The sequence below is a fragment of the Streptomyces sp. NPDC034099 genome, assembly GCF_055575415.1.
In genome coordinates this window covers 42,255-58,481 of sequence record NZ_JBVISR010000015.1, presented here as the reverse complement: position 1 = coordinate 58,481, position 16,227 = coordinate 42,255, and the positions used below count along the sequence as shown (strand labels likewise).

At 72.3% G+C, this 16,227-nt stretch carries 14 protein-coding genes; 5 read left to right on the top strand and 9 right to left on the bottom strand.

The window, feature by feature from the left end; genetic code table 11:
- Positions 1-103: 103 nt before the first annotated feature.
- A complete protein-coding gene (locus ACZ56V_RS32860) occupies positions 104-1,918 on the bottom strand; it encodes an ABC-F family ATP-binding cassette domain-containing protein (RefSeq protein WP_468947306.1) in 1,815 nt (604 codons plus the stop codon).
- A gap of 156 nt (positions 1,919-2,074) precedes the next feature.
- On the opposite strand from ACZ56V_RS32860, the gene ACZ56V_RS32855 reads away from it, so the two are divergent.
- Entirely contained in the window at positions 2,075-2,671 is a 597-nt protein-coding gene (locus ACZ56V_RS32855; RefSeq protein WP_398915600.1) for a Uma2 family endonuclease, read from the top strand.
- A 9-nt stretch (positions 2,672-2,680) separates the two neighbouring features.
- Here ACZ56V_RS32855 and ACZ56V_RS32850 read toward each other — a convergent pair whose 3' ends face one another.
- The 6 genes from ACZ56V_RS32850 to rsmI all read right to left on the bottom strand — a co-directional run bounded on the left by ACZ56V_RS32850 (position 2,681) and on the right by rsmI (position 8,384).
- A complete protein-coding gene (locus ACZ56V_RS32850; RefSeq protein ID WP_467379718.1) occupies positions 2,681-3,577 on the bottom strand; it encodes a 4-(cytidine 5'-diphospho)-2-C-methyl-D-erythritol kinase in 897 nt (298 codons plus the stop codon).
- A gap of 7 nt (positions 3,578-3,584) precedes the next feature.
- On the bottom strand, positions 3,585-4,445 hold the full coding sequence (gene rsmA / locus ACZ56V_RS32845; protein WP_398915596.1) for a 16S rRNA (adenine(1518)-N(6)/adenine(1519)-N(6))-dimethyltransferase RsmA: 861 nt from the start codon (positions 4,443-4,445) through the stop codon (positions 3,585-3,587).
- Positions 4,446-4,475: 30 nt separating this feature from the next.
- A complete protein-coding gene (locus ACZ56V_RS32840; RefSeq protein WP_468947303.1) occupies positions 4,476-5,840 on the bottom strand; it encodes a ubiquitin-like domain-containing protein in 1,365 nt (454 codons plus the stop codon).
- 87 nt (positions 5,841-5,927) lie between these two features.
- Entirely contained in the window at positions 5,928-6,818 is an 891-nt protein-coding gene (locus ACZ56V_RS32835; RefSeq protein ID WP_468947301.1) for a TatD family hydrolase, read from the bottom strand.
- Positions 6,819-6,861: 43 nt separating this feature from the next.
- Positions 6,862-7,314, bottom strand: coding sequence for a hypothetical protein (locus ACZ56V_RS32830; RefSeq protein ID WP_398915590.1), 453 nt, complete (start codon positions 7,312-7,314; stop codon positions 6,862-6,864).
- Between the two features lie 221 nt (positions 7,315-7,535).
- Positions 7,536-8,384 (bottom strand): 16S rRNA (cytidine(1402)-2'-O)-methyltransferase, encoded by an 849-nt coding sequence (rsmI, locus tag ACZ56V_RS32825; RefSeq protein WP_468947299.1) that lies wholly within the window; start codon positions 8,382-8,384, stop codon positions 7,536-7,538.
- 109 nt (positions 8,385-8,493) lie between these two features.
- Between rsmI and ACZ56V_RS32820 the strand changes: the two genes are divergently transcribed.
- Complete coding sequence (locus ACZ56V_RS32820) at positions 8,494-10,239, top strand: dolichyl-phosphate-mannose--protein mannosyltransferase (protein WP_467379711.1); 1,746 nt, start codon at positions 8,494-8,496, stop codon at positions 10,237-10,239.
- 40 nt (positions 10,240-10,279) lie between these two features.
- On the opposite strand, the gene ACZ56V_RS32815 is transcribed toward ACZ56V_RS32820, so the two are convergent.
- A complete protein-coding gene (locus tag ACZ56V_RS32815; RefSeq protein WP_468947297.1) occupies positions 10,280-10,816 on the bottom strand; it encodes a hypothetical protein in 537 nt (178 codons plus the stop codon).
- Positions 10,817-11,131: 315 nt separating this feature from the next.
- On the opposite strand from ACZ56V_RS32815, the gene ACZ56V_RS32810 reads away from it, so the two are divergent.
- Complete coding sequence (locus ACZ56V_RS32810) at positions 11,132-12,763, top strand: penicillin-binding transpeptidase domain-containing protein (RefSeq protein WP_468947295.1); 1,632 nt, start codon at positions 11,132-11,134, stop codon at positions 12,761-12,763.
- 102 nt (positions 12,764-12,865) lie between these two features.
- Positions 12,866-14,569, top strand: a complete 1,704-nt coding sequence (locus tag ACZ56V_RS32805; RefSeq protein ID WP_468947293.1) for a penicillin-binding transpeptidase domain-containing protein — start codon at positions 12,866-12,868, stop codon at positions 14,567-14,569.
- Positions 14,570-14,609: 40 nt separating this feature from the next.
- On the opposite strand, the gene ACZ56V_RS32800 is transcribed toward ACZ56V_RS32805, so the two are convergent.
- On the bottom strand, positions 14,610-14,990 hold the full coding sequence (locus tag ACZ56V_RS32800) for an SsgA family sporulation/cell division regulator (protein ID WP_467379704.1): 381 nt from the start codon (positions 14,988-14,990) through the stop codon (positions 14,610-14,612).
- Between the two features lie 177 nt (positions 14,991-15,167).
- Between ACZ56V_RS32800 and ACZ56V_RS32795 the strand changes: the two genes are divergently transcribed.
- Positions 15,168-16,226, top strand: coding sequence for an energy-coupling factor ABC transporter permease (locus ACZ56V_RS32795; protein ID WP_468947291.1), 1,059 nt, complete (start codon positions 15,168-15,170; stop codon positions 16,224-16,226).
- Position 16,227: the final 1 nt, after the last annotated feature.

Below are 16,227 nucleotides of genomic sequence, written 5' to 3'. Positions count from 1 at the left end.
GGCCGCGTCCGCCCCTGTTCCCAAGGGCGGACCGGCCCGTGATGCCTCTGTTACGAGCCTTCACGCGCCCTTTACACCACCCGCGCTCCCCGCGCGCAGGCGGTCAGGCGTCCTCGGCCAGTTCCAGCCAGCGCATCTCCAGCTCGTCGCGCTGCCCCGTCAGCGCGCGCAGCTCCGCGTCCAGTTCGGCCACCTTCGCGAAGTCCGTGGCGTTCTCGGCGATCTGCGCGTGCAGCTTGGTCTCCTTCTCGGAGACCTTGTCCAGCTGCCGCTCGATCTTCTGGAGCTCCTTCTTGGCGGCGCGCACGTCGGCCGCGCTCTTCTCGGGCACGGCGGCGGCGGGCCCGGCCGCCACGACCGGGGCGCTCGACGCGGCGGACTCCTCCATGCGCCGGCGCCGCTCCAGGTACTCGTCGATGCCGCGCGGCAGCATGCGCAGCGCGCCGTCGCCGAGCAGGGCGAAGACCCGGTCGGTGGTGCGCTCGATGAAGAACCGGTCGTGGGAGATGACGATCATCGAACCGGGCCAGCCGTCGAGGACGTCCTCCAGCTGGGTCAGGGTCTCGATGTCGAGGTCGTTGGTGGGCTCGTCGAGGAAGAGGACGTTGGGCTCGTCCATGAGCAGCCGCAGCAGTTGCAGCCGCCGCCGCTCACCGCCGGACAGGTCCCCGACCGGTGTCCACTGCTTCTCCTTGCCGAAGCCGAAGGTCTCGCACAGCTGCCCCGCGGTCATCTCGCGCCCCTTGCCGAGGTCGACGCGCTCACGGACGCGCTGCACGGCCTCCAGCACCCGCCAGTCGGGGTCGAGTTCGTCGACCTCCTGCGACAGGTACGCCAGCTTGACGGTCCTGCCGACCCGTACCCGACCGCCCGCCGGCTGCTGCTCGCCGTCGCTGCGGGCGGCCTCCGCCATGGCCCGCAGCAGGGAGGTCTTGCCCGCGCCGTTGACGCCGACCAGGCCGATGCGGTCGCCGGGACCGAGCTGCCAGGTGACGTGCTTGAGCAGCACCTTGGGACCGGCCTGGACGGTGATGTCCTCCAGGTCGAAGACGGTCTTGCCGAGCCGGGAGGAGGCGAACTTCATCAGCTCACTGCTGTCCCGGGGCGGCGGCACGTCGGCGATCAGCTCGTTGGCGGCCTCGACGCGGAAGCGGGGCTTGGAGGTGCGGGCGGGCGCCCCGCGCCGCAGCCAGGCCAGCTCCTTGCGGACCAGGTTCTGCCGCTTGGCCTCCTCGGTGGCGGCGATGCGCTCGCGCTCGGCGCGGGCGAAGACGTAGTCGGAGTAGCCGCCCTCGTACTCGTAGACGTCGCCCTTCTGCACGTCCCACATGCGGGTGCAGACCTGGTCGAGGAACCACCGGTCGTGGGTGACGCACACGAGCGCGGAGCGCCGCTCGCGCAGGTGCCGGGCGAGCCAGGCGATGCCCTCGACGTCGAGGTGGTTGGTGGGCTCGTCGAGGACGACCAGGTCCTGTTCCTCGATGAGCAGCTTGGCCAGCGCGATCCGGCGCCGCTCACCGCCGGAGAGCGGCCCGATGACGGTGTCGAGCCCCTGCGGGAAGCCCGGCATGTCCAGCCCGCCGAACAGCCCGGTCAGCACGTCCCGGACCTTGGCGTCGCCCGCCCACTCGTGGTCGGCCATGTCGCCGATGACCTCGTGCCGGACGGTCGCCTCGGGGTCGAGGGAGTCGTGCTGGGTGAGCACCCCGAGCCGCAGTCCGCCGGAGTGGGTGACCCGGCCGGTGTCGGGCTCCTCCAGCCTGGCCAGCATCCGGATCATGGTCGTCTTGCCGTCGCCGTTGCGCCCGACGACACCGATGCGGTCCCCCTCGGAGACGCCGAGGGACACGCCGTCGAGGAGTGCACGGGTGCCGTACACCTTGCTGACGTTCTCGACATTGACCAGATTGACGGCCATTTCTCTCCTGCCTGGGGGATCGATCAGCCTTCAAGCGTAGGCCCTCCGCGGGGTGGGGGGACGCGGGCGGGGGCGGTCACTCTATGTGGTGACGCGTGTCGGACCGCGCGGCTACGGTGGAGGGCAGGCAGCAGGATCCCGTCCATGGGAGGAACCATGACCGCCGAGTCCGTAGAGCACCGCCGCCCGCGCTGGCCGGTGCCGCCGCAGGACGGATACACCGTGGACGACCTGTTCACGCTGCCGGATCTCCCGCCGCACACCGAGCTGATCGACGGGAGCCTGGTTTTCGTGACTCCGCAACGCGCCTTTCACGCTGATGCGATCGACCTTCTGGTCAATGGCCTTCGGCAGTTCGTGCCACCGGGTTTCAGGGTCAAACGGGAGATGACCGTCATCCTCGATCGACGCAACGGCCCCGAACCCGACGTGAGCGTCATCCGGACCGATGCCATCACCGGCCCGGGCCAGACCAGCTATGAGGCGAAGGACGTCCTCCTCGCCATTGAGGTCGTCTCCCCGGATTCGGAGTCTCGCGACCGCACGACTAAGCCCCAGAAGTACGCGGCTGCGGGAATCGCGAACTTCTGGCGGGTTGAACAGGGCGGATCCAGCGGCAGGCCCATCATTCACGTCTACGAGCTCGACCCGATGACGAAGGCTTACGTACACGTGGGCATGCACCGCGAACGAATCAAGGTCGACAAGCCCTATTCCATCGACATCGACCTGACCGTCATCGACAACCTCTGACGCTGTCCGTCAGATCACCGTCGCTCCCGCCGCCGCCCCCGCCGCCGTACGCACGTCACGGCAGGTCCCCGACGCCCGCAGCACCCCGGCGATGTCGGAGGCGGACTTCGCGTCGGTCGCGAGGAAGGCCGTGGTCGGTCCCGAGCCCGAGACCAGGGCCGCCAGGGCTCCGGCCGCCCGGCCCGCCGCGAGGGTGTCGCCCAGCTCCGGGCAGAGGGAGAGCGCCGCGGGCTGGAGGTCGTTGGAGACGGCGACCGCGAGCGCGGCGGTGTCGCCCTTCGCGAGGGCGTCGAGCACCGCCTGGTCGGCGACCGGTTCCGGGATGTCCCGGCCCTCGGCCAGCCGGTCGAACTCGCGGTAGACGGCCGGCGTGGACAGGCCACGCGCGGCCAGCGCGAAGACCCAGTGGAAGTCGCCGCCGACCTCCAGCTCCGTCAGCCGTTCCCCCCGCCCCGTGCCCAGCGCCGCGCCGCCGACCAGGCTGAACGGCACGTCGCTGCCCAGCTCGGCGCAGATGTCCAGCAGCTCCTCGCGGGAGGCGCCGGTGCCCCACAGGGCGTCGCAGGCGAGCAGCGCGCCCGCGCCGTCGGCGCTGCCGCCCGCCATGCCACCGGCGACGGGGATGTCCTTGGTGATGTGGAGGTGGACGTCGGGTGCGCGGCCGTACCGTTCGGCGAGGGCCAGGGCCGCGCGGGCGGCGAGGTTGGTGCGGTCCAGGGGGACCTGGTCGGCGTCCGGTCCCTCGCAGGTGACGCGGAGACCGTCGGCGGCCGGGGCCGCGGTGACCTCGTCGTACAGGGAGACGGCGAGGAAGACGTTGGCCAGGTCGTGGAAGCCGTCGGGGCGGGCGGCGCCGACCGCGAGCTGGACGTTGACCTTGGCGGGGACGCGGACCGTCACGCTCACTTGCTCGTCACTCCTTGTGTTCGGCGATACGCGCGAACTCTTCCACGGTCAGGGCCTCTCCGCGCGCCTGCGGCGACACGCCCGCGCCGACGAGTGCGGCCTCGGCGGCCGCGGCGGACCCCGCCCATCCGGCGAGCGCGGCCCGCAGGGTCTTGCGGCGCTGGGCGAACGCGGCGTCGACGACGGCGAAGACCTCCGCCTTGGACGCGCTCGTCCTGAGCGGCTCCGTCCGCCGGACGAGTGACACCAGTCCGCTGTCCACGTTCGGCGCGGGCCAGAAGACGTTGCGGCCGATGGAACCGGCCCGCTTCACCTCGGCGTACCAGTTGGCCTTCACGGACGGGACGCCGTACACCTTCGAGCCGGGTCCGGCGGCGAGCCGGTCGGCGACCTCGGCCTGCACCATGACGAGGGTCCGCTCGATGCTCGGGAAGGTGTCGAGCATGTGGAGGAGGACGGGGACGGCGACGTTGTAGGGGAGGTTCGCGACCAGGGCGGTCGGGGCGGGTCCCGGCAGCTCCCGCACGTGCATGGCGTCGGAGTGCACGAGCGCGAACCGGTCGGCGCGCTCCGGCATGCGGGCGGCGACGGTGGCGGGCAGGGCGGAGGCGAGGACGTCGTCGATCTCGACGGCGGTGACCCGGTCGGCGGCCTCCAGGAGGGCCAGGGTGAGCGAGCCGAGGCCCGGTCCCACCTCGACCACCACGTCGTCGGGGCGTACCTCGGCGGTGCGGACGATGCGGCGGACCGTGTTCGCGTCGATGACGAAGTTCTGGCCGCGCTGCTTGGTGGGGCGTACGCCGAGGGCGGCCGCGAGTTCACGGACGTCGGCGGGACCCAGGAGGGCGTCGGAGGTGGGGCTGCTCACCCCGCAAGGGTAGCCGGGGGCCGGGCGGCCTCATTCCCGCAGCCGGGCACCGCAGTGCGGCCAGGCGCCGGCGCCGCTGCGCACGTACAGCTTCTGCGCCCGGTAGGTCTGCTCCGCGGCCGACGCGTCCTCGGGGCGGCCCGTGCCGCCGAGGCCGTGCCAGGTGGCGGAGTCGAACTGGTAGAGGCCCCCGTACGTCCCGGAGGGGTCGACGGCGTCCGCGCGGCCGCCCGACTCGCAGGCGGCCAGGCCCTGCCAGTTCAGGTGGTCGGTGCCGTGGACGGAGGCCGGCCGGGGCCGGGTGCCGACCCGCACGATCCGGGGACTGGGCTCGCGGACCACCTCGGTGCGCAGGCGGCGCGGCTTCTGCCGGACGCCGTTGACGGTGCGCAGGGCGTACGTGGTGCGGCGCAGTCCGGGCCGGCCCGCCTGCTGGACGACCTCGGCGCCCCGGAGGAGGGTGGCGTCCTCGGCCCGCTGCTCGTCGAAGGGGATCGGGTCCTCGCGGACCTCCTGTGACCCGGTGATCCGCAGCACCGTGACGGTCTGCCCGTCGCGCGGGAAGCCGGTGGCGGGGACGGAGGTGGTGTCCTCGCCGCGCAGGGTGATGCCGGCCTCCTCGACGGCCTCGAGCACGGTCGCGGCGTTGGTGCGGACGGTGCGGGTCCGGCCGTCCGCCATCACGGTCACCACCCGCTCGGTGCGGACCACCAGGGCGAGGCCCTCGCGGCCGATGCGCCGGGAGGGCTCGGTGGACAGGTACGCGCCCTGCGTGCGCACGCCGAGCTGCCGCAGCGCCCCTTCCACCGTCCCCGCCGTCGTCCACACCTGGCGCCGGTGGCCGTCGAGGGTGAGCAGCACGGGCCGTCCGTACCGGACGGTGACGTCCTCGCCGCTGGTCAGCGGGGTGCCGGGGGCGGGTGCGATCACGTCGTGGGGGCCCACCTGGACGCCTTCCTCGGCGAGCAGTTCGGTCACGTCGTCGGCGAAGGTGTGCAGCGTGCGGGGGGTGCCGTCGACGGTCAGCTCGACGGCCTTGTCCTTGGCGACGAAGGCCGTGGTGCCGCCCGCGAGGAAGGCCACGACCAGCGCCCGCGGCAGCAGCCTGCGCAGGGAGGCGTCCGCGCGCCCGGCGCCCCTCGCCCGGCGCCTGCGCTCGGCCCGCCCCTCGCCCGGCGCGCGGGACGGCTGGGGCTGCTGCGGCTGCGGTTCCTGCGGCGCGGTGCCCTGTCGGGGCAGCGCGGGCGCGGTCGGCTCGTGGACGGGCGGCGGCGCGGGCCGGTACGGGTCGGCGTACCCACCGCCGTACCCGTACGGCAGGGTCGGCGCGCTGTGCACGTCGTACGGTGCGAGGTACTCGTACGCCTCAGCCGGCTCGAACTGCGTTCTGCTCACGCCCACACGCTCCAGGGGTCCCGATCGGGCCCCCAGAACCTAGCGGAGGGCCGGTCACTCTCCCAAGCGATGCGACTACTCAGCGTGTCAGTACCCGAACGCCCGGGCCGTGTTCGCGGCGAGGGCGGTGGCCAGGGTGTCCTCGTCGACGCCCCGCACGTCCGCCATGGCACGCACCGTCACCGGCACCAGGTAGGGGGCGTTCGGCCGCCCCCGGTAGGGCGCCGGCGTCAGGAACGGCGCGTCGGTCTCCACCAGGACCAGCTCGGGCGGGGCCACGGCGAGGGCGTCGCGGAGGTTCTGGGCGTTCTTGAAGGTGACGTTGCCGGCGAAGGACATGTAGTACCCGGCGCGGGCGCAGACCCCGGCCATCTCGGCGTCGCCGGAGTAGCAGTGGAAGACGGTGCGCTCGGGGGCGCCCTCCTCCTTGAGGACGCGCAGGACGTCGGTGTGGGCGTCGCGGTCGTGGATGACGAGGGTCTTGCCGTGCCGCTTGGCGATCTCGATGTGGGCGCGGAAGGACCGCTCCTGCGCCTCCTTGCCCTCGGGGCCGGTGCGGAAGTAGTCGAGGCCGGTCTCGCCGACGCCCCTGACCTGCGGGAGCGCCGCGAGCCGGTCGATCTCCGCGAGCGCGTCGTCGAGGGCCGCGGCACCGCCGGGCTCGCGCGCGCCCTGCCTCGACCAGCCGTCGGGATCCCCGTGCACGATGCGCGGGGCCTCGTTGGGGTGCAGGGCGACGGTGGCGTGGACGGCGTCGTGCGCCGCCGCGGTCTCGGCGGCCCAGCGGGACCCGGCGAGGTCGCACCCGACCTGGACGACGGTCGTGACGCCGACCGACGCGGCCTTGGCGAGCGCCTCCTCGACCGTGCCGGACTGCATGTCGAAGTGGGTGTGCGAGTCGGCGACCGGTACCCGCAGGGGCTCGGGCAGCGGGGGCGCGGCGTTCTTGTCGGACCGGCCCGAGGCGTTCGAAGGCATGCCCCGATCCTACGGAAGCTCCCGCGCGCCCCCGAAGGGTCGGTCAGCTCGCCCTGCGGTGGAGGTGGAGGGCGTGCAGCAGGTCGGCCAGGTGCCAGTGCCGGCGTTCACCGGACAGTCCCGGCGCCCCCGGGCCCGGCACCTCGGGAACTCCCGCCTCGGGCACCCGCGGCACCTCCAGAGGGCCGGCCGGGGGCACCCGGTGGATGCCCTGGGTGGTGCCGCGGACGGAGGCGACCCGGCCCGGGCGCAGGATGCGGACGACGTGGCTGTCGCAGGCGGCGCAGGTCGGCCGGGTCAGCGGGGAGGGCACGACGCGGCCGTCCGCGACGTAGAGCACGAACGCGTGGCCGTCGGTGTCCGTGTGGTGCTCGATCTCGAACGACTGCTCCCAGCCGTGCCCGCAGCGCATGCAGGCGAAGGAGTACGACTCGTGGACGACGGCGGTGGCACCGGCACGCACTCGGGTCCGCACGGTGCTCTCACTCATGCTCATCCCGGCTCCTTCGGTTCGTTCGGTTCCTTCCTCCAGTGGACTCCTCCACCAGCGGGAAAGCACCAGTCGCTGCCGAGTGTTTGAGCCGATTTGGACTGCCCTTGGCCGGAGTGCCCGCAAGGTCAGGGGCCGGTCAAGGGCGGGGCGGCCCGGGTCAAGGACGGGGCGGTCCCGGCCAAGGACGGGGGTGGTCCGGGTCAAGCCGAGCCCTTCGGACCCCCTCAGTTCCCGGCGTTCTTCGCCGCCACCACCGCGTCGAACACCTCCCGCTTGGGCACGCCCACCTGGGCGGCCACCGCGGCGATCGCCTCCTTGCGCCGCTCGCCCGCCTCCTCGCGCACCCGCACCCTGCGCACCAGTTCCTCGGCGCCGATCTCCTCGGGCCCCTTCTCCGGCGCCCCCTCGACGACGACGGTGATCTCGCCGCGCACCCCCTCGGCGGCCCACGCGGCCAGCTCACCGAGCCCGCCCCGCCTGACCTCCTCGTACGTCTTGGTCAGCTCCCGGCAGACGGCGGCCCGCCGGTCGGCGCCGAAGACCTCGGCCATGGCCGCGAGGGTGTCGTCGAGGCGGTGCGGGGCCTCGAAGTAGACGAGGGTCCGGCGCTCCTCGGCGACCTCGCGCAGCCGGGTCAGCCGCTCGCCGGCCTTGCGGGGCAGGAAGCCCTCGAAGCAGAACCGGTCCACCGGCAGCCCCGACAGGGCGAGCGCCGTCAGCACGGCGGAAGGGCCGGGGACGGCGGTGACGCGCACCCCGCGCTCGACGGCCGCGGCGACCAGCCGGTACCCGGGGTCGGACACCGACGGCATCCCGGCGTCGGTGACCAGCAGCACCCGCGCTCCCCCGGCCAGCTCCTCGACCAGCTCGGGCGTACGGGCGGACTCGTTGCCCTCGAAGTACGACACGACACGCCCCGCGAGTGCGACGCCGAGCGCCTGGGTGAGCCGGCGCAGCCGCCGGGTGTCCTCGGCGGCGACGACGTCCGCGCCGGCCAGTTCCGCGGCGAGCCGGGGCGGGGCGTCCTGGACGTCGCCGATGGGAGTGCCCGCGAGTACAAGGGTTCCAGTCACGCCCCCATCCTCCCAGTCCTGCCCGCCCGTCCTCCCGGAAGGGGAACGTATCCGCACCCGGGAGGCCCATGCGCGGGACGTGCACAGCGCGGTTCCCTACGATGGCGCGGTGACCAGTACCGCGTCCTCCACGGACACCCGGCAGGGCCAGGCCCCGCACGACGAGCCGCCCACCTGGCAGCAGCGGCTGCGCCGCTTCGGCTACGCGGCGGGGCCCGCGGCCGGTGACGTCCGCGACCGGCTGGTGCCGCCGTACACGAGCCCGAGTCCGCGCCTGTGGGCGTTCCTGGGCCTGTCGAAGCCGCTCGCCGGCCGGATGATCCGCTGGTCGGCGTGGGGCGGACCGCTGCTGGTGGCGCTGCTCGCGGGGGTGCTGCGGTTCTGGAACCTGGGCAGCCCGAAGGCGGTGATATTCGACGAGACGTACTACGCCAAGGACGCGTGGGCGCTGATCCACCGCGGCTTCGAGGTCAACTGGGACAAGAACGCCAACGACCTGATCCTGAACTCGGGCGGGAACGTCCCCGTCCCGACCGACGCGGCGTACGTCGTGCACCCGCCGGTCGGCAAGTACGTCATCGGGCTCGGCGAGCTGCTGTTCGGCTTCGACCCCTTCGGCTGGCGCTTCATGACGGCGCTGCTCGGCACGCTGTCGGTGCTGCTGCTGTGCCGGATCGGCCGCCGGCTGTTCCGCTCCACGTTCCTGGGGTGCCTGGCGGGCGCCCTGATGGCGCTGGACGGCCTGCACTTCGTGATGAGCCGCACCGCGCTGCTGGACGGCGTGCTGATGTTCTTCGTGCTGGCCGCCTTCGGCTGCCTGGTCGTCGACCGCGACAGAGCGCGGGCCCGGCTCGCCGCCGCCCTCCCGGTGGACGAGGACGGCCGGGTCCGCCCCGACGCGCACATCGCCGAGACCCTCCGCCTCGGGTGGCGTCCCTGGCGGCTGGCGGCGGGCCTGATGCTGGGCCTGGCGGCGGCCACCAAGTGGAACGGCCTGTACATCATGGCGGCGTTCTGCGTGATGGCCGTGCTGTGGGACGTCGGCTCCCGCCGCGTCGCGGGCGCCCACCGCCCCTACCGCGCGGTACTGCGCCACGACCTGGGCTGGGCCTTCCTCTCCACGGTCCCGGTGGCGCTGGCCACGTACGTCCTCTCCTGGCTCGGCTGGATCCTCTCCCCCTCCGACGGCACCGGCGGCTACTACCGCGACTGGGCGGCGAAGGATGGCGCGCACAGCTCCTGGTCGTGGCTCCTCCCCGACTGGCTGCGCAGCCTGTGGCACTACGAGACCCAGGTGCTGGAGTTCCACACCCACCTCACCTCGCCGCACACCTACCAGTCGAACCCCTGGAGCTGGCTCGTCCTGGGCCGCCCGGTCTCCTACTTCTACGAGTCCCCGTCGGCGGGCTCGGACGGCTGCCCGGTCGACGCGGGCGAGAAGTGCGCCCGCGAAGTGCTGGCGCTGGGCACGCCCCTCCTGTGGTGGGTGGGCTGCTTCGCCCTGCTGTACGTCCTGTGGCGCTGGCTCTTCCGCCGCGACTGGCGCGCGGGCGCCATCGCCTGCGGCGTGGCCGCCGGTTATCTCCCCTGGTTCATGTACCAGGAGCGCACGATCTTCCTCTTCTACGCCGTCGTCTTCGTCCCGTTCCTGTGCCTGGCGGTGGCGATGCTGCTGGGGGCGATCATCGGCCGCCCGGGCTGCACCGACACCCGCCGCGTGGCGGGCGCGACGGGCGCGGGCGTCCTGGTCCTCCTCATCGCCTGGAACTTCATCTACTTCTGGCCCCTGTACACCGGCACGGCGATCCCGATGGAGGAGTGGCGGGCGCGGATGTGGCTGGATACGTGGGTCTAGCCGGCCAGGCACGCCGTGAGACGCGTCGCCGGTGGCACCCTCATTGACCGTCTCCGGGCCGCGCACCCCCGGTCACGGCGTCCCCTGCCCGGTGCCGCTTTGCGTACGACCAGGTCACCGCGGTCACCAGCGCAGGGATGGCGAGCAAAGGGGCGAAGACCAGGCCCCAGACGATCTCTGCCGTACCGCTCGACAGGTACGTCTGGCTCTCGGCGGTGACGGCGACCACGAACTGCCACAGCGCCACCAGGACCAGAACCGCGGAGGCGGTCCAGGCCAGCGGGGCCAGGATCTGGGGTCGCAGCGGCCGCCACCGGTCACTGACGAGCAGCAGCGGAAAGAGGGCGGCCATCTCGGCCAGGACGGAGAGGCCGACGACGTAGGCGATGCCCCATCCCGGTATGTCGTAGACGTCGCGCAGCACCTGGTCGCTGTAGCCGACGTAGACACCGGCCGCCATGGCGATGCGCCACAGGCCGGACGGGACGGCGCACAGAGCGATGGCGTGCGCAGTGCGACGAGCCCAGACAGGCGCGGGTGCGGGGAGAGGGGTGGTCGCTGTCGTCATGGCGTCCATGCTGACCCCGGACACGGCAGCCGCGCGTCGTCCGCTGCGGCGGAGCGTGTCCGCCTCGCGGGTGAGGTGACACCCTCTGGAGGAGGACCTGAGCAGGAGCCGGCCACCGAGTACGAGCAAGTCTTCGCCAACGCGCTGGTATCCAACGAGGGTTCGACGGCCCGGCCACGGCCCCTACACCCCCTGGTCTCCTTTAGGCCACCAATCGGAAACACCCGTACCGCTGGTCACCCCCTGCGCATAGAGTGCGCCTACAAGCACTTCTGAACGTGTTCAAGAAGGCGGGCGGAAGGCCGGACGGGGAGGGGACTGCCGATGGGCAGGGGGGTGAAGGTCGCCGTCATAGGCGGGGTGTTCGCCGTGATGGTGGGCGGTGCCGGGTACGGCGCCTACAACGTGGTGTCGGCGCTGGACGGGGGCGGGGGATCCGGGTCTTCCGGGGCGGAGGCCGAGAGCGGGCCGCCGAGTGTGGACGAGGTCGGGGAGACGAGCGAGAAGTTCTTCGCCGCCTGGGAGAAGGGCGACGCGACCACCGCCGCGTCGTACACGAACAACGCCTCGATCGCCGGGACGCTGCTGACGGCCTACGGCGAGGACGCGCACATCGGCGACGTCGAGATCACGCCGGGCGAGGCGGCCGGCACCTCTGTGCCGTTCACGGTGAAGGCGAAGGTGTCGTACGAGGGGGCGACCAAGCCGCTCAGCTACAAGAGCACGCTGACCGTGGTGCGCGGGGAGACCAGCGGGCGGGCGCTGGTGGACTGGGAGCCGTCCGTCGTCCACCCGGCCCTGAAGGACGGCGACAGCCTGGTCACCGCGGAGTCCGCGACCCCGCAGATCCAGGCCGTCGGCCGGGACGGTGCCGTACTGAGCAAGGAGAAGTACCCCTCGCTGGGCCCGATCCTCGCCAAACTCCGGGAGAAGTACGGCGACAAGGCCGGCGGTACTCCCGGCATCGAACTGGCGGTCCGGCACACGGCCGCGGACGCGCCGGACACCCCGCTGCTCACGCTGACCGAAGGCAAGCCCGGGAAGCTGCGCACCACCCTCAGCGCGAGCGTGCAGGCGGCGGCCGAGAAGGCGGTGAAGCGGTACGGCGAGTCCTCCGTGGTCGCCGTGAAGCCGAGCACCGGCGAAGTCCTGGCCGTGGCGAACAACCGCACGGACGGGTTCAACGCGGCCTTCCAGGGAACGGTCGCGCCCGGTTCCACCATGAAGATCATCACCGCGGCCATGCTCATCGACAACGGCGTGACCTCGATGAACGGCCCGGCACCCTGCCCCGACACGGCGACCTGGCAGAGTCAGACCTTCAAGAACCTGACCAACATGAAACCCAACGAGAGCGCCACGCTCGCCAACACCTTCATGCGCTCCTGCAACACCGGCTTCATCAAGCTGATCGACGAGAAGCCGCTCACGGACTCCTCGCTGACCGAGGAGGCCCAGGAGCGCTTCGGGCTCGGGCAGGACAACTGGCAGACCGGCATCACCTCCTTCGACGGCAGGATTCCCGCCGTGAGCGGCCCCGACCGGGCCGCCAACGCCATCGGCCAGGGCCAGGTCCAGATGAACCCGCTGAACATGGCCTCCGTGACGGCGACCGCCATCACCGGTGAGTTCCGCCAGCCGTACCTGGTGCCGTTCGGCCTGGACGACCGCAAACCGGCCACCGCCAAGGGGCTGCCGCAGGGCACCGCCTCCCAGCTCAAGCAGATGATGCGGCTCACCGCCACCCAGGGCACCGCCGTCAACGCCATGTCCGGGCTCGGCGGCGACATCGGTGCCAAGACCGGGTCGGCCGAGGTCGACGGACAGGCGGTCTCCAACAGCTGGTTCACCGGTTTCCGCAACGACGTCGCGGCGGCGGCCATGACCGAGGAGGGCGGCCACGGCGGCGACGCGGCCGGCCCGATCGTCGCAGACGTGCTACGAGTCGGCGGCTGACACGAACCGGCGGCCACGATGGCCCTACTGTGGTCGCCGTCGCGGGAAACACCCCGCACTGAAGGCACCGAACGCACCGAACGCACCGAGGAACGGGACGCAGTGGGCAGCAGAAGGGGCGCCGCCACCGAGCGGCGCAGGACGAAACCCGCCGTGATCGGCAGTGTCGCCGCCGTGGTCGTGGCCGGTGCCGGATTCGGTGCCTACGCGATGTACGGCGGCGGGGCCGGTGGCGAGGACACCGCGCGCACGAAGTCCGCGGCGGCCGAGGAGAAGGTGAAGTCGGGCCCGCTGACGGCGGCCGAAGTCACCTCGACCGCCCAGCGGTTCCTGACCGCCTGGCAGCAGGGCGACGTGGCCGGTGCCGCCGCCGTGACCGACGACGCCGAGGCCGCCAAGGCCCTGCTCACCGGCTACGCCAAGGACGCCCGCATCAAGGACGCCACCTTCACCGCGGGCACCCCGGCCGGGGGGAAGGTCCCGTTCTCCGTCAAGGCCACCGTCGCCTACGAGAAGGCGACCGAGCCGCTGGCGTACGACAGCGCGCTCACCGTCGTCCGCCGGGACGGCGACGGCGAACCCCGCGTCGACTGGCACGCCGCCGTCGTGCACCCGGAGTTGAGGGACGGCGACAAGCTGGTCACCGGGAAGGCCGGCGACCCGCCGGTCAAGGCGCTGGACCGGGACGGCGCGGAGATCACCGCCGCCAAGTACCCGTCTCTCGGCACCGTCCTGGACGGGCTGCGCGACAAGTACGGCAAGAAGGCCGGCGGCACCCCCGGCGTCGAACTGCGCGTGGTGCGCGGCGGGGCGGACGGCGACGGGAAGGGCTCGAAGGAGTCCGGGGCCGGTGAGGTCTCCGACAAGACCCTGCTGGAGCTGAGCAAGGGCACCCCCGGCACGCTGAAGACGACGCTCGACCCCGCCCTCCAGGCCGCCGCCGAGAAGCAGGTGGACGGCAAGAAGGGCGCGTCGGTGGTGCTGCTGCGCGCCTCCACCGGCGAGGTCCTCGCGGTCGCCAACGGCGGCCACGGTTTCAACACCGCCTTCCTCGGCTCACTAGCCCCCGGCTCCACGATGAAGGTCATCACGGCCTCGATGCTGCTGGAGAAGGACCTGGCGTCCGTGAACGAGAAGCACCCGTGCCCCAAGTTCTTCAGCTACGGCGGCTGGAAGTTCCAGAACGACGACAAGTTCGAGATCAAGGACGGCACCTTCAAGGCGAGCTTCGCCCGCTCCTGCAACACCGCCTTCATCAGCCAGGCCCCGGAGCTGAAGGACGACGACCTGACCAGGCAGGCGAAGGAGGTCTTCGGCCTGTCCATGAACAACTGGTCGGTCGGCGTGTCCACCTTCGACGGCAGGGTGCCGGTCGAGAGCAAGGCCCAGATGGCCGCCTCCCTCATCGGCCAGGGCGGGGTGCGGATGAACCCGCTGAACATGGCGTCGGTGTCGGCGACGGTGAAGTCGGGCAGCTTCCACCAGCCGTACCTGGTCGCCCCGTCGGTCGACGGGCGGGCGCTCGCCACGGCCTCCCGCACGATGTCCGGCGAGACGCTCGGCGCGCTGCGCGAGCTGATGTCCTACACGGCGGCGTACGGCACCGCCGCGGAGGCGATGGCCGGGGTGAGCGGCGACGTCGGCGCGAAGACCGGCTCGGCGGAGGTCGACGGCCAGGAGAAGCCCAACGGCTGGTTCACCGCGTACCGGGGGGACTTGGCGGCGGCGGGCGTGGTCCAGCAGGGCGGGCACGGCGGCGACACCGCGGGTCCGATGGTCGCGGCCCTGCTCAAGGCGGGCGGCTGACACCCCCGCGACCGGCAACCGCCGTCCGCCGCGACGCGGCTCAGTGGGTCACCGGCTGTGCGGTCGCCTGGTACGTACGGCGCAGGAAGCGGATGAGTGCCTTGTTGTCGAACTGGACCACCGAGCAGCCCTGCGGGGAGTGGAACTCGACCACGGCCTGCACCCGCCCGCACGGCCACACCCGCACCTCGCCGCTCCCGGCGGGCGCGCGCAGGCCCTGTTCCAGCAGCGCGCGGGAGAAGGTCCACTCGCGGGAGCGGGACGCTCGGCCGCCCTTCCCGGGCAGGGCGACGCACACCATCGAGGGGTCGAGCTCGGGGTCGTAGCGCAGGACGACGGGTATCGCTCCGCCGTCGTCCTCGCCGGGGAGGTCCCCGTCCGTCAGGATGTGGGCGGGTGCGTACTGCTCGACTACGGACATGGGGTCGCCCCTTACGCTCTGCCACCTTTGTCGAAGCTGCGGGTCCACCCCCTTTCCAATGTCCCATATTTCCCGGCTCACGCTCTGTGAGCCGGATATCACATGTGAGATCGCCCTTTACATCAGCCTTTGCCTCGCTCTTGCGAACGAGTTGCAACTGTTCTCTATCATCGAACCGTGCATGTACCTGACGGATTCATCAACGCCCCGACCTCCGCCGTGACCGGGGTCGTCGCCGCCGGCGCCATCGCGGTCAGCCTGCGCGGCGCGCGCCGTGAGCTGGACGAGCGGACGGCGCCGCTGGCCGGGCTGGTCGCGGCGTTCATCTTCGCGGTGCAGATGCTGAACTTCCCGGTCGCGGCCGGGACCAGTGGACATCTGCTCGGCGGCGCGCTGGCCGCCATCCTCGTCGGGCCCTTTACGGGCGTGCTGTGTGTCTCCGTCGTCCTGCTCATGCAGGGCATCCTCTTCGCCGACGGCGGCCTGACCGCGCTCGGCGTGAACATCACCGACATGGCGATCGTCACCACGGTCGTCGCCTACGCCCTCTTCCGGGGCCTGGTGAAGGTGCTGCCGCGCACCCGCCGCTCGGTCACCGTTGCCTCCTTCGTCGCCGCGCTCGTCTCCGTGCCGGCCGCCGCGCTCGCCTTCACGCTCATCTACTGGATCGGCGGCACCACCGACGTCTCCATCGGCAAGGTCGCCACCGCGATGATCGGCGTGCACGTGCTGATCGGCATCGGCGAGGCCGCGATCACCGCGCTGACCGTCGGCGCCGTCATCGCCGTACGCCCGGACCTGGTGTACGGGGCGCGCGGGCTCCAGCAGCGGCTCAAGCTGCGGGTGAACGGCGAGCTGGTCGACGCCCCCTCCGGCGCCGCACCGGCTCCCGCCCCCGTCGCCGCCCGCTCGCACCGCAAGGTGTGGATCACCGGCCTCGTCGCCTCCCTGGTCCTCGCCGGCTTCGTCAGCTTCTACGCCTCCGCCAACCCCGACGGCCTGGAGAAGGTCGCCTCCGACAAGGGCATCGACAAGAAGGCCGAGGAGCACGCCGCCGCCGACTCCCCGCTCGCCGACTACGGCGTCAAGGACATCACCGACGCCCGGGTCTCCGGGGGCCTCGCGGGCGTGATCGGCGTCGGCGTCACCGTCGTCGCGGGCAGCGCCGTGTTCTGGACGGTGCGCAGGCGCCGCGGCGACGACGTGTCCCCGGCCAACACGGAAACGACCGTCTGAC